The 13,976-nt window shown below is 70.5% G+C and carries 17 protein-coding genes; 2 read left to right on the forward strand and 15 right to left on the reverse strand.

The features are described 5' to 3' along the window. Positions 1–33: 33 nt before the first annotated feature. Positions 34–639 carry a DsbA family protein gene (locus ACIGXE_RS32805; RefSeq protein ID WP_399753224.1) on the forward strand — a complete coding sequence of 202 codons (606 nt, stop codon included), beginning with the start codon at positions 34–36 and terminating at the stop codon, positions 637–639. 84 nt (positions 640–723) lie between these two features. Beyond that, entirely contained in the window at positions 724–1,293 is a 570-nt protein-coding gene (locus ACIGXE_RS32810; RefSeq protein WP_399753226.1) for a TIGR03086 family metal-binding protein, read from the forward strand. Here the strand turns inward: ACIGXE_RS32810 and ACIGXE_RS32815 are convergent. The 15 genes from ACIGXE_RS32815 to ACIGXE_RS32885 all read right to left on the reverse strand — a co-directional run bounded on the left by ACIGXE_RS32815 (position 1,290) and on the right by ACIGXE_RS32885 (position 13,810). Next, on the reverse strand, positions 1,290–2,033 hold the full coding sequence (locus tag ACIGXE_RS32815) for a sirohydrochlorin chelatase (RefSeq protein ID WP_399753227.1): 744 nt from the start codon (positions 2,031–2,033) through the stop codon (positions 1,290–1,292). The genes ACIGXE_RS32810 and ACIGXE_RS32815 overlap by 4 nt on opposite strands. Before the next feature lie 2 nt (positions 2,034–2,035). Beyond that, positions 2,036–2,929, reverse strand: coding sequence for an ABC transporter permease (locus ACIGXE_RS32820; protein WP_399753229.1), 894 nt, complete (start codon positions 2,927–2,929; stop codon positions 2,036–2,038). Next, positions 2,916–3,713, reverse strand: coding sequence for an ABC transporter ATP-binding protein (locus ACIGXE_RS32825; RefSeq protein WP_399753230.1), 798 nt, complete (start codon positions 3,711–3,713; stop codon positions 2,916–2,918). The genes ACIGXE_RS32820 and ACIGXE_RS32825 overlap by 14 nt, the downstream gene beginning before the upstream one ends. A 34-nt stretch (positions 3,714–3,747) precedes the next feature. Continuing rightward, on the reverse strand, positions 3,748–4,857 hold the full coding sequence (locus ACIGXE_RS32830) for an aliphatic sulfonate ABC transporter substrate-binding protein (protein WP_399753232.1): 1,110 nt from the start codon (positions 4,855–4,857) through the stop codon (positions 3,748–3,750). Between the two features lie 214 nt (positions 4,858–5,071). Continuing rightward, positions 5,072–6,424, reverse strand: coding sequence for a sulfate adenylyltransferase subunit 1 (locus ACIGXE_RS32835; RefSeq protein ID WP_399753235.1), 1,353 nt, complete (start codon positions 6,422–6,424; stop codon positions 5,072–5,074). A 2-nt stretch (positions 6,425–6,426) separates the two neighbouring features. Then, positions 6,427–7,362 carry a sulfate adenylyltransferase subunit CysD gene (gene cysD, locus ACIGXE_RS32840; RefSeq protein WP_399753237.1) on the reverse strand — a complete coding sequence of 312 codons (936 nt, stop codon included), beginning with the start codon at positions 7,360–7,362 and terminating at the stop codon, positions 6,427–6,429. Then, complete coding sequence (gene cysC / locus ACIGXE_RS32845; protein WP_399753239.1) at positions 7,359–7,928, reverse strand: adenylyl-sulfate kinase; 570 nt, start codon at positions 7,926–7,928, stop codon at positions 7,359–7,361. Before cysC ends, cysD begins: the two co-directional genes overlap by 4 nt. Further along, entirely contained in the window at positions 7,928–8,635 is a 708-nt protein-coding gene (locus ACIGXE_RS32850; RefSeq protein ID WP_399753241.1) for a phosphoadenylyl-sulfate reductase, read from the reverse strand. Before ACIGXE_RS32850 ends, cysC begins: the two co-directional genes overlap by 1 nt. Next, a complete protein-coding gene (locus tag ACIGXE_RS32855; RefSeq protein ID WP_399753242.1) occupies positions 8,632–8,811 on the reverse strand; it encodes a hypothetical protein in 180 nt (59 codons plus the stop codon). Before ACIGXE_RS32855 ends, ACIGXE_RS32850 begins: the two co-directional genes overlap by 4 nt. Further along, entirely contained in the window at positions 8,808–10,505 is a 1,698-nt protein-coding gene (locus tag ACIGXE_RS32860; RefSeq protein ID WP_399753243.1) for a nitrite/sulfite reductase, read from the reverse strand. Before ACIGXE_RS32860 ends, ACIGXE_RS32855 begins: the two co-directional genes overlap by 4 nt. 126 nt (positions 10,506–10,631) lie before the next feature. Beyond that, positions 10,632–10,715, reverse strand: coding sequence for a putative leader peptide (locus ACIGXE_RS32865; protein WP_351188065.1), 84 nt, complete (start codon positions 10,713–10,715; stop codon positions 10,632–10,634). Between the two features lie 354 nt (positions 10,716–11,069). Beyond that, positions 11,070–11,639, reverse strand: a complete 570-nt coding sequence (locus tag ACIGXE_RS32870) for a GNAT family N-acetyltransferase (protein ID WP_399753245.1) — start codon at positions 11,637–11,639, stop codon at positions 11,070–11,072. 82 nt (positions 11,640–11,721) lie between these two features. After that, positions 11,722–12,096 carry a hypothetical protein gene (locus tag ACIGXE_RS32875; RefSeq protein WP_399753248.1) on the reverse strand — a complete coding sequence of 125 codons (375 nt, stop codon included), beginning with the start codon at positions 12,094–12,096 and terminating at the stop codon, positions 11,722–11,724. 317 nt (positions 12,097–12,413) lie between these two features. Next, entirely contained in the window at positions 12,414–13,574 is a 1,161-nt protein-coding gene (gene xerC, locus ACIGXE_RS32880) for a tyrosine recombinase XerC (RefSeq protein ID WP_399753250.1), read from the reverse strand. Between the two features lie 71 nt (positions 13,575–13,645). Then, positions 13,646–13,810 (reverse strand): excisionase family DNA-binding protein, encoded by a 165-nt coding sequence (locus ACIGXE_RS32885; protein WP_399753252.1) that lies wholly within the window; start codon positions 13,808–13,810, stop codon positions 13,646–13,648. Positions 13,811–13,976 lie beyond the last annotated feature (166 nt).

Consider the following 13,976-nt stretch of genomic DNA (forward strand, 5'->3'; position numbering starts at 1 on the left):
AGCGCCGGGCCAAACCCGGATTACTCTTCCCGCATGACGACGACCGTGGACTTCTACTTCGACCCCGCCTGCCCCTTCGCCTGGATCACCTCCCGCTGGATCCTCGAAGTCGAGCGGCACCGCGACATCGACCTCCGCTTCCGGCTCATGAGCCTCTACTTCCACAACGAGGGCAACGAACTCCCCGACTGGTACCGCACCCTCGTCGACGCCTCCATCGGCCCCGTCCGGGTCGCCGCCGCCGCGGCCGACAAGGCCGGCGAGGAGATCCTGCGCCCGCTCTACACCGCGTACGGCACCCGCATCCACGAGCGGAAGAACAAGGACTTCGACGCCGTGATCGCCGAGTCGCTCGCCGAACTCCGCCTTCCCGCCGACCTCGCCGCCGCCGCCCACGACCCGGCCTACGACGAGGTGGTCCGCCGCAGCCACAACGCCGGCATGGACCCCGAGGCCGGCGGGTACGTCGGCACCCCCACGATCCACGTCGACGGCACCGTCTGGTTCGGCCCGGTGCTCCGAGCCATCCCGCGCGGCAAGAAGGCCACCGAACTCTTCGACGGCTTCCGCGTCCTGGCCGGCCACCCCGACCTCTTCGAGCTCAAGCGCACCCGCACCGGCGGCCTCGACTTCGGCTGACCGACCGGCCGGGCGCCGGCCGCGGCGCCCGGGTGTCGCGAAAGTTCAAGACCGGCGCCGAGCGGGCTCCCTAGCGTGGACGGCATGAACGAGATCCACGCCCACCTCACCGCCTGCGCCGCCGAGGCCGCCCGGGTCACCCGCGGCATCACCCCCGAGCAGCTCGCCGGACCGTCCGGCTGCACCGACTGGACCGTCCGCGAGCTCGCCAACCACCTCGTCCTCTACACGGCGCACGGCCTCGAACGCCGCGCCCTGCGCACCGAGCTCCCCGAGGAGCTGGTGACCCGCGACTTCACCGCCGACGCCGACTGGTCCGAGCGGTACGCCGCCCAGCTCGACCGGGCCCTCGCCGCCTGGGCCAAGCCCGAGGCATGGGAGGGCGACATCGACTTCGGCGGCGGAAGTTCCCTGCCCGCCGGCGAGATCGCCGCCATGCTCGTCGCCGAACTCGCGCTGCACGGCTGGGACCTGGCCCAAGCCACCGGCCAGGACTTCACCCTGCCCGAGGACACCGGCCGCCACCTCCTCGACGTCGTCGAGCGCTACGCCGAGATGTACCGCACGTACGAGGGCTTCGCCGCCCCGGTCGCGGTCCCCGCCGAGGCCGGGGCCTTCACGCGGGCCCTCGCGGCGAGCGGCCGTAAGCCCTAACCGGCGACCGCCACCCGCTCCGGGGCGCGCACGGCCTCCTCGTAGCGGTCGAGCAGCAGCCGGGCCAGTTCCGGGGAGGGGCCCAGGACGTCCGCGAGGACGTCGGCCTCGGCCGCGCCGTCGGCGATGCGGTCCGGGAGACGGCCCGGGGCGATCACGTACGGGGAGACCGCCACGCGCCGGACGCCGGGCTCCGCGCGCAGGGCGCGGACCGCCTCGTCCGTGCGCGGAAGAGATGCGGAGGCGAACGCAGGCCGCACGGAGCACCAACCGGTGCGCCGCAGCTCCCGCGCCGTTTCTGCGATCACTGCGATCGCCTCCGGGTCGGTGGAGCCCGCCGAGGCCAGGACGACCCCGGTCGTGCTCTTGTCGCCGGGCGTCAGCCCGGCCTCGTACAGGCGCCGTTCCACCGCCGCGAGCAGCAGCGGGGACGGGCCCAGGACGTCCGCCTGCCGCACCCGCAGCCCGGCCGGGGCCTGGCGCAGCACGGCGGGGATGTCCGCCTTCGCGTGGAAGGCGCGGGTGAGCAGCAGCGGCAGGGCCACGACCTCCCGCACCCCGTCCGCGGCGAGCCGGTCGAGCACCCCCGGCACGGACGGCAGGTTGAAGTCCAGGAACGCCGTCTCCACCCGCAGCCCGGGCCGCAGCAGACCGGCCCGGCGCACGAGCGCCTGGACGGTCGCCGCGTGCCGCGGGTCGCGGCTGCCGTGGGCGATGACGAGGAGGGTCGGGGCGGTCATGGTCAGGCCTTCACCAGCAGGCCGCGGCGGCGCAGCACCGCGCGCTCCAGGGGGCTGAAGAACAGCAGGTCGATGGCGACACCGACGAGCAGGATCAGGATGATCGCCAGGAAGATCCCCGGCATGTCGAAGTTGTTGCGGCCGTTCTCCAGGAGCTGGCCGAGGCCGAGGCCCAGGTCGGGCGACGAGGCGATGATCTCCGCCGCCATCAGCGAACGCCACGAGAACGCCCAGCCCTGCTTCAGGCCCGCGAGATAGCCCGGCAGCGCGGCCGGCATCACGATGTGCCAGGCGCCCTTGAGCCCGGTCGCGCCGAGCGTCCGGCCCGCCCGCAGGAAGAGCGGCGGCACCTGGTCCACGCCGGCCACCAGGCCGTTGGCGATCGACGGCACCGCGCCGAGCAGGATCACCGCGTACATCATGCTGTCGTTGAGGCCCAGCCACAGCACCGCCGGCGCCACCCAGGCCACCGAGGGCAGCGACTGCAGACCCGACAGGATCGGGCCGATCGCGGTACGGATCACGCCCACCCGGGCGACGACCAGTCCCAGCGGGGTGCCGATCGCCAGCGCGAGCAGGAAGCCGAGCAGCGCGCGGGACACGCTGGTCCACAGCACCTCGAGGAGCGTGCCCTCCAGCCACATCGTGGTCAGGCTGTCCCACACGGCGCCGGGCGAGGGCAGCTTGCCCTCCTCGGCGACCTTCGCGGTCACCAGCAGCTGCCAGACCACGAGGACGAGCGCGATCGCGAGGACCGGCGGCAGGACCTTCTTCAGGAGGACCTCACGCACCGGCGTGCGGTGGAGCTGCACGCTGTCCAGGGCGTCGAGTCCGGCCTCCAGGCCGGCGAGGTCGTCGGCCTTGACGGCGTCGGCGGTGGTCTCAGTGCTGGCCATGACGGCGGATCTCCCCACGCAGGTGTTCGGTGATCTCGACGGACAGCTCCGCCACGGCGGTGTCCTCGATGCGGCGCGGCTGCGGGATGTCGATGGTCCACTCCCGGGCGATCCGGCCGGGCCGGGAGGAGAGCAGGACGACACGCTCGGCCAGCCGCACGGCCTCGCGCACGTTGTGGGTGACGAACAGGACCGAGAGCCGCGTCTCGCGCCAGATCCGGGTCAGCTCGTCGTGCAGGACGTCGCGGGTGATCGCGTCGAGCGCCGCGAACGGCTCGTCCATCAGCAGCAGGTCGCTGTCCTGGGCGAGCGCCCGGGCCAGCGCGACCCGCTGGCGCATGCCGCCGGACAGCTCGTGCACCCGCTTGCCGTACGAGCCGCCGAGCCGCACGAGTTCGAGCAGCCGCTCGGCCTCCGGGCGGCGCTCCGCCTTCGGCAGCCCGCGCAGCTTCAGCGCGAGTTCGATGTTCTTGCCCGCCGTGAGCCACGGGAAAAGGGCGTGCTCCTGGAACATCAGGGCCGGCCGGCCGCCGGGGGTCTCGATGGACCCCGCGGACGGCCGGTCGAGCCCGGCGACCAGGTTGAGCAGCGTGGACTTGCCGCAGCCCGAGGCCCCCAGGAGGGTGACGAACTCGCCCGGGGCGACATCGAGCGAGATGTCGTCGAGGACGAGCTGACCGCCGGCGGGACCGCCGAAGGACTTCGAGACGTGCTCGATGCGCGCGGCGTGCCCGGCCGCGCGGACGCGGTCCTCGGCCTTGGCGAGCGTCGTGGTCGTGGCCATGGTCGTCACCTCCTGGGTAGCGCTTTCGGACTGCTTACTTGACGCCGAGGCCGGCGTCGGAGACCTCGGGCTTGCCCGCGGCCTTCAGGACCTTGTTGAGGGCCTTCAGGTCGTAGATGCCGTTGAGGTCGGGCTGCTTGAGCAGACCCGCCTTCACGGCGTGGTCGGCCTGCGCCTGGAGGGTGGCGGCCAGCGGGTCGTCGATGAACTGGATCGACGGCCAGGCGTTGTTGATGACCTTGTCACCGAGGGCCTTGCCGGAGAGCTTCTTCAGCTTGGCGTTGGCCGAGGCCTTCGCCTTCTCCGGGTTCGCGTTGATCCACTCGTTGGTCTTCACCGAGCCGCGCAGCACGGCCTCCACCACGTCGGGGTGCTCCTTGAGGAACTTCTGCGACACGATGATGTTGGTGATGACGAACTTCTTGTCCGGCCACAGGTCGGACTCGTCGAGCAGGACCTTCGCGCCCTCGCTGACCAGCTTGGACGCGGTCGGCTCCGGCACCCAGGCGCCGTCGATGGAGCCGGCCTTGTAGGCGTCCGGGGTGATCTTGTTGTCCGTGCGGAGGACGGAGACGTCGCCCTTGCCGCTCTGCGAGTCGACCTTCCAGCCCTTTTCGGCTACCCAGTTGAGGAAGGCCACGTCCTGGGTGTTGCCGAGCTGCGGGGTGGCGATCCGCTTGCCCTTCACGTCGTCCAGGGTCTTGATCTTCTCGGGGTTGACCACCAGCTTCACGCCGCCGGAGGCCGAGCCGCCGATGATGCGCAGGTTGGTGCCCTTGGACTTGGTGTAGCCGTTGATGGACGGCGAGGGGCCGATGAAGCCGATGTCGATCGAGCCCGCGTTCAGCGCCTCGATCTCGGACGGACCGGCGTTGAAGGTGGTGGGCTGGAGGACGGTGCCGCCCAGCTCCTTCTGGAAGATGCCCTCCTGGTCGCCGACCAGGGCCGTGGCGTGCGTGAGATTGGGGAAGTACCCGAGCCGTACGGTGTCGGCGGAGAGCTTCGTGCCCTCGGCTGCCACCTTCTTCTCGTCGTTCTTGGCCTCGGAGCCGTAGCCGCAAGAGGCGAGCGCTCCGACCAGCAGGGGCAGAGCGGCCGCGGCGGCCAGGCCGCGGTGCAGGGTGGTACGGGTGGTGGCAGGCACGGGAGGGTTCCCCTCGGTTCAGCGACTTCGCAGTCGGTGTCTATGTCTTTCGGGGTGGAGCGGGTGGAGCGGGTGGAGCGGCGTCGCACCGCCGGAGCGGCGCACGGAGGTCAGCACGCACATCGGGCGACACCTCCCATGCCGGCCCCGAGGGTGCCGGAACCCACCCGGCCGCCTTCCTTGGCGAAGGTGGAGTACATGTTCGTGAACATGCTCAGAAGTCCCATCCTTCTTCGTCGTCGACCGCGGTGACGGTCTTGGTGGTGGCGAAGGACTCGCCCGCCATGCCGGCCGCGAGCGTGGTGCCGTCCGCGGGGTCGATCAGCAGGAACGAGCCGGTGCGGCGCGAGTCGGCGTACGCGTCGAGCGCGAGCGGCTCGGCGGTGCGGACCTTGACCCGGCCGATGTCGTTGGCGACCAGCTGCCCCGGGCTCGGGTGCTGGGAGAGGTCGTCCAGGGTGAGCCGGGACGGGATCTCCTTCACGATCGCCTTGACCGTGCGGGTGGTGTGCTTGAGCAGCACCCGCTGGCCCACGGTGAGCGGCTGGTCCGCCACGTGGCACACGGTCGCCTCGACGTCCTGGCTGGTCGCCGGGGCGTCGGCGCTCGGGGCGAGCAGGTCGCCGCGCGAGATGTCGATGTCGTCGGCGAGCCGGATGGTGACCGACTGCGGGGCCCAGGCGATGTCCACGGACTCGCCGAGCGCGTCGATCGCGGTGATCGTGGACGTCTTGCCGGAGGGCAGGACGGTGATCTCCTCGCCGACCCGGAACGCGCCGGCCGCGATCTGGCCCGCGTAACCGCGGTAGTCGGGGTGCTCGGACGTCTGCGGGCGGATCACGTACTGCACCGGGAAGCGCGCGTGGCAGGCCGTCAGGTCGTGGCTGACCGGGACGGTCTCCAGGTGCTCCAGGACGGTCGGGCCGCCGTACCAGTCCATGTTCGCGGACGGCTCCACGACGTTGTCACCGGCGAGCGCGGAGATCGGGATCGCGGTGATCTCCGGGACGCCCAGCTCCGACGCGTACGTCGTGAACTCCTCGGCGATCGCGGCGAAGACGGACTCCTGGTAGTCCACCAGGTCCATCTTGTTCACGGCCAGGACCACGTGCGGGACGCGCAGCAGCGCGGCGACGGCGGCGTGCCGGCGGGTCTGCTCGACGACGCCGTTGCGGGCGTCGACCAGGACCACGGCCAGCTCGGCCGTCGAGGCGCCCGTCACCATGTTCCGGGTGTACTGCACGTGCCCGGGGGTGTCGGCCAGGATGAACCGGCGCCGCGGGGTCGCGAAGTAGCGGTACGCCACGTCGATGGTGATGCCCTGCTCCCGCTCGGCCCGCAGACCGTCGGTCAGCAGCGCCAGGTCGGGGGCCTCCTGGCCGCGCGAACGCGAGGCGTGCTCCACGGCCTCCAGCTGGTCGACGAGGACCGACTTGGAGTCGTGCAGGAGCCGGCCCACCAGGGTGGACTTGCCGTCGTCGACGGACCCAGCGGTGGCGAAGCGCAGCAGGGTGGTGGCGGCCAGCTCGGCGTGCCCGCCGGTGGGCTGCTCGGTGGACGTGCTCATGGTTAGAAGTACCCCTCGCGCTTGCGGTCTTCCATCGCGGCTTCGGACAGCTTGTCGTCCGCCCGGGTGGCGCCCCGCTCGGTGAGCCGGGACGCGGCGATCTCGGCGATCACGGCATCCAGCGTGGTGGCGTCGGAGTCCACCGCGCCGGTGCAGGACATGTCACCGACGGTGCGGTAGCGGATCAGCCGGGTCTCGACGGTCTCCGAGTCCTTCGGACCGCCCCACTCGCCGGCCGTCAGCCACATGCCGTTGCGCTGGAACACGTCGCGCTCGTGCGCGAAGTAGATCTCCGGAAGCGCGATCCGCTCCCGCTGGATGTACTGCCAGACGTCCAGCTCGGTCCAGTTCGACAGCGGGAAGACCCGCACGTGCTCACCGGGGGCGTGCCGGCCGTTGTACAGCTGCCACAGCTCGGGCCGCTGACGGCGCGGGTCCCACTGCGAGAACTCGTCACGGAGGCTGAACACCCGCTCCTTGGCGCGGGCCTTCTCCTCGTCGCGGCGGCCGCCGCCGAACACCGCGTCGAAGCGGTGCTGCTGGATGGCCTCGGTCAGCGGAACGGTCTGCAGCGGGTTGCGGGTGCCGTCCGGGCGCTCGCGCAGCTTGCCCGCGTCGATGTAGTCCTGCACGGAGGCGACGTGCAGCCGCAGCCCGTGCTCGGCGACCACGCGGTCGCGGTACTCGATGACCTCGGGGAAGTTGTGCCCGGTGTCGACGTGCAGCAGCGAGAAGGGGATCGCCGCCGGGGCGAAGGCCTTCAGCGCCAGGTGCAGCATGACGATGGAGTCCTTGCCGCCGGAGAAGAGGATCACCGGCCGCTCGAACTCGCCCGCCACCTCGCGGAAGATGTGGACGGCCTCGGACTCCAGGGAGTCGAGGTGCGACAGCGCGAACGGACTGTCCGTGGTGTCGTGAGCATGGGCGACGGTGGTCACAGCAGACCCCTCTCGGTGAGCAGCGCGTGGAGCTGCGCCGCGGACTCCTGCACGGTCTGGTTCTGGGACTCGATCCGGAGATCGGGCGTCTCGGGCGCCTCGTACGGGTCGTCGACGCCGGTGAGCCCACTGATCTCGCCCGCCGCCTGCTTGGCGTACAGGCCCTTGACGTCGCGGACCGAGCACACGTCCAGGGGAGTGGCCACGTGCACCTCGACGTACGCGGTGCCCTCGGCCTGGTGGCGCTTGCGGACGGCCTCGCGGCTGTCGGCGTACGGGGCGATCACGGGGACCAGCACCTTCACGCCGTTCGAGGCGAGCAGCTCGGCGACGAAGCCGATCCGCTGCACGTTGGTGTGGCGGTCCTCGCGGGAGAAGCCGAGGCCCGCGGACAGGAACTCGCGGATCTCGTCGCCGTCGAGGACCTCGACGCGCTGCCCTTCCGCGCGCAGCCGGCCGGCCAGCTCGTACGCGATGGTGGTCTTGCCGGCGCTGGGCAGGCCCGTGAGCCAGATGGTGGCACCGGTCACGTGGTTCTCCTGGGAGGTCTGGGGGGTGGTGGTCATCAGCCGTGCAGCCCGCATTCGGTCTTGCCGCGGCCGGCCCAGCGGCCGGCCCGGGCGTCCTCGCCCTCGGCGACCCGGCGGGTGCACGGGGCGCAGCCGACGGAGGCGTAGCCGTCCATGAGCAGCGGGTTGGTGAGCACCCCGTGCTCCAGGACGTAGGCCTCGACGTCGTCCTGCGTCCAGCGGGCGATCGGCGAGATCTTCACCTTCTGCCGCTTCTCGTCCCAGCCGACGACCGGGGTGTTCGCCCGGGTCGGGGACTCGTCGCGGCGCAGGCCGGTCGCCCACGCGGCGTACCGGGTCAGACCCTCTTCGAGGGGCTTGACCTTGCGCAGCGCGCAGCACAGGTCGGGGTCGCGGTCGTGCAGCCTCGGGCCGTACTCGGCGTCCTGCTCGGCGACCGTCTGACGCGGGGTCAGGGTGATGACGTTGACGTCCATCACCGCGTCGACCGCGTCACGGGTGCCGATGGTCTCCTCGAAGTGGTAGCCGGTGTCGAGGAAGACGACGTCCACGCCGGGCCTGGCGCGCGAGGCGAGGTGGGCGACGACCGCGTCCTCCATGGAGGAGGTGACGCAGAAGCGCTCGCCGAAGGTGTCCGCGGCCCACTGGAGGATCTCCAGCGCGGAGGCGTCCTCCAGCTCGCGGCCGGCCTGCTCGGCGAGTGCCTTCAGGTCGGCCGCGGTCGCGTCCTGACTGATGGTCATATCTCTTCCCCTCCAACGGAATTGCTCGAAGTACCCGGGGCGAGCAGCCCCAGGAACCTCAGCTGGAAGGCTCGACTGCACGCCCTGCATTCCCAGGTGCCGTGACCCTGCTCGCCGGGACGCAGGTCCTCGTCCCCGCAGTACGGGCAGTGGAACGGCGCGGCACGCTCGCTCACGACAGGGCCTCCTCGGAGGCGCGCGCCGCCCAGGTGGCGAAGCGCTCGCCGTCCTCGCGCTCCGCCTGGAAGCGCTTGAGGAGCCGCTCGACGTAGTCCGGCAGCTCGGCCGAGGTGACCTTCAGACCGCGGACCTTGCGGCCGAAGCCGGCCTCCAGGCCGAGCGCGCCGCCCAGGTGCACCTGGTAGCCCTCGACCCGGTTGCCGTCGTCGTCCAGGACCAGCTGGCCCTTGAGACCGATGTCGGCGACCTGGATACGGGCGCAGGCGTTCGGGCAGCCGTTGATGTTGATGGTGATCGGCTCGTCGAAGTCCGGGATGCGGCGCTCCAGTTCGTCGATGAGCGAGGAGCCGCGGCCCTTCGTCTCGACGATGGCCAGCTTGCAGAACTCGATGCCGGTGCAGGCCATCGTGCCGCGCCGGAACGGCGACGGGGTGACCCGCAGGTCCAGCGACTCCAGCGCGGAGACGATCGACTCGACCTTCGACTCGTCGATGTCGAGGACGATCATCTTCTGCTCGGCGGTGGTGCGCACCCGGCCCGAGCCGTGCGCCTCGGCGACCTCGGCGATCTTCGTCAGCGTGGCGCCGTCGACCCGGCCGACGCGCGGGGCGAAGCCCACGTAGAAGCGCCCGTCCTTCTGCTTGTGGACGCCCACGTGGTCACGCCACCGGCCGGCCGGCTCCGCGGGGGCGGGCCCGTCCGTCAGCTTGCGCTTCAGGTACTCGTCCTCCAGGACCTGACGGAACTTCTCCGGGCCCCAGTCGGCGACGAGGAACTTCAGGCGCGCGCGGTTGCGCAGCCGGCGGTAGCCGTAGTCGCGGAAGATCGAGATGACGCCCTCGTAGACGTCCGGCACCTCGTCGAGCGAGACCCAGGTGCCCAGCCGCACGCCCAGCTTGGGGTTGGTGGACAGGCCGCCGCCGACCCAGACGTCGAAGCCGGGACCGTGCTCGGGGTGCTCCACGCCGACGAAGGCGATGTCGTTGATCTCGTGCGCCACGTCGAGCAGCGGCGAGCCGGAGACCGCGGACTTGAACTTACGGGGCAGGTTGGAGAAGTCCTTGTTGCCGACGATCCGCCGCTGGATCTCGTCGATGGCGGGGGTGCCGTCGATGATCTCGTCCTCGGCGATCCCGGCGACCGGCGAGCCGAGGATGACGCGCGGGGTGTCACCGCAGGCCTCGGTCGTCGACAGGCCGACGGCCTCCAGGCGCCGCCAGATCTCCGGCACGTCCTCGATGCGGATCCAGTGGTACTGGACGTTCTGCCGGTCGGTGATGTCGGCGGTGCCGCGCGCGAACTCCTCGGAGATCTCGCCGATGACGCGCAGCTGCTCGGTCGTCAGCCGGCCGCCGTCGATGCGGACCCGGAGCATGAAGTACTCCGCGTCCAGCTCCTCCGGCTCCAGGACGCCCGTCTTGGTGCCGTCGAGGCCCTCGCGACGCTGCGTGTAGAGACCCCACCAGCGCATGCGTCCGCGCAGGTCGTTGGGGTCGATGGAGTCGAATCCGCGCTTGGAGTAGATCGTCTCAATACGTGTCCGCACATTGAGACCGTCGTCATCCTTCTTGAACTGCTCATTGCCGTTCAGCGGGGTGAAGTGCCCCGCGGCCCACTGACCCTCGCCACGGTGCCGCCCGGCCTTGCGGCGGGCGGTGGCGGGAGTGGGGTTTTCCGGGGTGGCGGCCATGGCGATATGTCCTTCGGGACTGCGAGAGGGCGGCTCTGACCTGCACACTCGCGCTCGGATGTGAGGGTGGCGCGGCAGTGCGCAGCGAACGGGACGTCAGGAGAATGTGCGGCGCTGCTGAAGTACTCAGCGCGCCGAACAGATGGCGCTGGACATGCGGCCGAGGTCGACGTGCCGCCGACTCACCAAGGCAATTCCAGTTCCAGACATGACGGAAGCGTGTCACGGGACTTTGGACCCAGTCCAGCTTCGTCCAGAATATGGACAGTGTCGTCTCGCTGCACGAGACGGTGTGGTGTGGGTCACGCGAAAGGGGCCCAGCTCAGGGCCCCTTCGGCGGGGTGGGGCGGGGTGGTGCGCGTGGTGCGCGTTGTGCGCGTGGTGCGAGTGGTCCGCGTGGTGCTGGTGGTGCGGGTCGCCCGGGGCGGCGAGCGGTGCGGGCCGGTGGTGCGTGTCGCCTGGGGCGGCGAGCGGTGCGGGCCGGTGGTGCGTGTCGCCTGTGGCGGCGGGAGGCTCGCGGCTGGGCGTGGCGCGGTGGGGCGGCGCCGGGGGTGGTCGCGTGGCTCAGGCGTGGGCGCCCGGCCAGGGCCCCGGCGTCTCGACCTCCTCGACCTGCTCCACCTTCGTGTCGAACAGCCGGAAGCCGCGTCGCTCGTAGTTGGCCATCGCGTGCTCGCCGTCCAGCGAGCAGGTGTGCAGCCACACCCGCTTGGTCGGCTCCCGGTCGGGCCAGCGCTCCGCGAGGTCCCAGGCGCGCTCGACCCCGTACGAGAGGAGGTGGCCGCCGATCCCGTGGCCCCGGAAGCCGGGGATCAGTCCGAAGTAGACGATCTCGACCACACCGTCGTCCTGCGGATCCAGCTCCACGTACCCGGCCGGCGTCCCCCTCTCGTACGCCACCCAGATCTCGGCGCCCGGCTTCTCCACTATCTCCTGCCACTGCGCGTACGTCAGCGACAGGCGGTCGGTCCAGCGGATGTCGCCGCCGACCGCGGTATAGAGGAAGCGGCTGAACTCCGCCGAGGGCACCTCGGCCCGCGCGATCCTCAGGTCCCGGCCCTCGGGGGCGGGGACCGGACGCAGGTCGGCGGGCGAGGTCTGCTCGAGGGACCAGGTGGTGAGAGTGATGCTCATGCGCTTATCGCATCATGCGGAGCGCCGGATTCCCACCATGTTCGGTCCTGGCGGACACGCTGTCCGACATACGGACACCGCGTCACGCGGCCTCCGTGGTGCCGGCCGCGTCCGGCTGGGCCTTCGGGTGGTGCTTGAGCCGGCTCCGTGCGTCCACCCGCGCGGGTCCCTTGTCGAGGCTGTCCCAGTACGGGTGCGTGCAGACCTGGACGGACAGCTCACGGATGAGCTCCCACAGGCGGCGTTCCTCGGCCTCCTGCTCGGGGGTGTAGCCGGGGGACGGCTCTCGTCCACCGATGACCTGATCGGTGTGGGGGTGCTTCGTGCCGGGCCAACCGGGCAGCGGCTCGACCGACCAGGGCAGTGCGCGGCACAACGCCGCGTACGCGGCGTGGGCCTCGTGGAGGCGCTGCTGGGCCTGGATCAGGTCGTCGGGAAAGGGGAGGGTCTCAGCCACGCGTGAATAGTACTCCTGTTCGAATGCCGACACGCGGAGCCGCGCCGCACGAACTGCCGTGGTCACCCTGGCGGCCTACGTCTGCCTCGCTCGCCGCGCCCCCTGGTGAGCGCAGGCGGCGCCGACGTACGGCGCCCGCCCGGGGGCCGGCGGCCTGGGCTCTCGGCCGGGGCGCCCGGGTCGCCCCGCATTACCTCAGCGGTAACCGATCGATTACAGCGAGTCCGCCGTGATCGCAGGTCAGGGCCCCCTCGGGTGCCGGGACTGGCGCCGAGGGAGCCAAAAGGGGAGCCACCGGCTAGCGGGAGCGCTCCTTCTCAGGCCTTGAAGATCTCGTCCATGGCTTCCGCTCCGTCCGTGATCACGGGGCGGATCTGCTTGCGGTAGACAGTCTCGGTCGTAGCTGTCCCGTTGTGCCCCACGAGCCTGGCGATGACCTCGATCGGCGTACCGTGATCGGAAAGCAGCGAGACGAAGCTGGTGCGCAGCTCCCGCGTCGTCCAACGCTCTGGAGCCGCGAAGCCGGCCGCCTTGAGTAGGGACCGCAGCGCTCGTAGCACGTTGGTCGAGCTCCGCTGCGATCCGTCTGAGTGAGCGAAGACGAATCGATGATCGGACCATTCCTCTCCTCGGGCCGCGCACTCTTCGAGCTGGCGCTGTCGATGCTTGGCCAGAACGACAGCGGCGTAATGCGGCATGGTCAGTGATCGTCGGCTCTTCTGTGTTTTCGTCTCCCCCTTCTTCCTCACCGAGCGCCACACGTCGACGTAGGGGCGTTCGTCACCCTCCGGGTCGATGTGTACATGGGACCAGGTGAGCGGTCTCTCCTCCTCGGTCCGGACTCCGACGAGCAGCGCGAGGACTACGTAGGCGTGAATCCAGGTTCCTTGTCGGGCCTGAAGGACTGCCTGGGCTTCTTCCAGGGACAGGGACTTGCTGGGACGTCCCTCCTGGCCATGAGGGAGCTCAACGAACTCGGCGACGTTCCGGCTTACCTTTCCCTCGCGCTGAGCTTGGGCGAGGGACCGGCGGAGGATGGATCGGACTCGCTTCAGGCTCTCGTGGGAGAGTTCGTCAGACTTCGCCGTCAACCACTCGTCGACTTCGTCGGGCGAGAGCTCGTGCACCTTGGCCTTACCCAGGTCCGGGACGACGTGGTTGGCGGCCAAGCTGCGGTAGACCTTGATGCTGCTCTCCTCGCGGCCGCGCAGCCCACGTGTGAGCCAACTGTTGACGACGTCCTCGACGGTGTTCTTCGGCGAGGTACGAACCCCTTCCACCAGCTCGCTCCGGAGCTTCCGCAGCTTGCTGCGAACCTCCGTCTTCGTCTTCCCCGAAACCTTCGAGCGCCGCCGCTTTCCGTTGGGTCCATAACCAAGAGAGATGGCGCCGATGTATCGGTTCTTGGAGCTGTCCCAGTAGATCGAGTCTTCGCCGTTTCCTGCCTTCTTGCGCGGCGAGGGTTCGTTGGTGGGCATGGGGTGCGTTGCCTCTCGAATGACAGGAGGCCGCACCCGATGGGTGCGGCCTCGGTGTGCGGTTCTTGGTCTCAGGCGGCGTCGGACTCGCGCTTCAGCATCTCGACGTACTCGTCGATGTACTCGGTCGGGACGAGGCGCCGGCGCCCGACGCGTACGGTCCGGAGGCGTCCGAGGCGGATCTCCTCCCACACGGTGGTGCGCTCGAAGCCGAGGAGGTATGCAGCGTCAGGCACAGGGTGGAGTCGCCGCTGAAGCGGCATCGGCTCCGCGGGAGCGGGCGTCTTGGCGGTTGCCATGGGGCTCCTTCAGCTCGGTCCGGGGTGCCAGAACCCCGGAAAGTGCTGACAGAACTGACAGAACCTCGCCGTATGACCTCTGACCTGGGGGTTTGGCCGGTTC

The sequence above is a fragment of the Streptomyces sp. NPDC053431 genome (genome assembly GCF_044544925.1).
Lineage (GTDB): Bacteria > Actinomycetota > Actinomycetes > Streptomycetales > Streptomycetaceae > Streptomyces.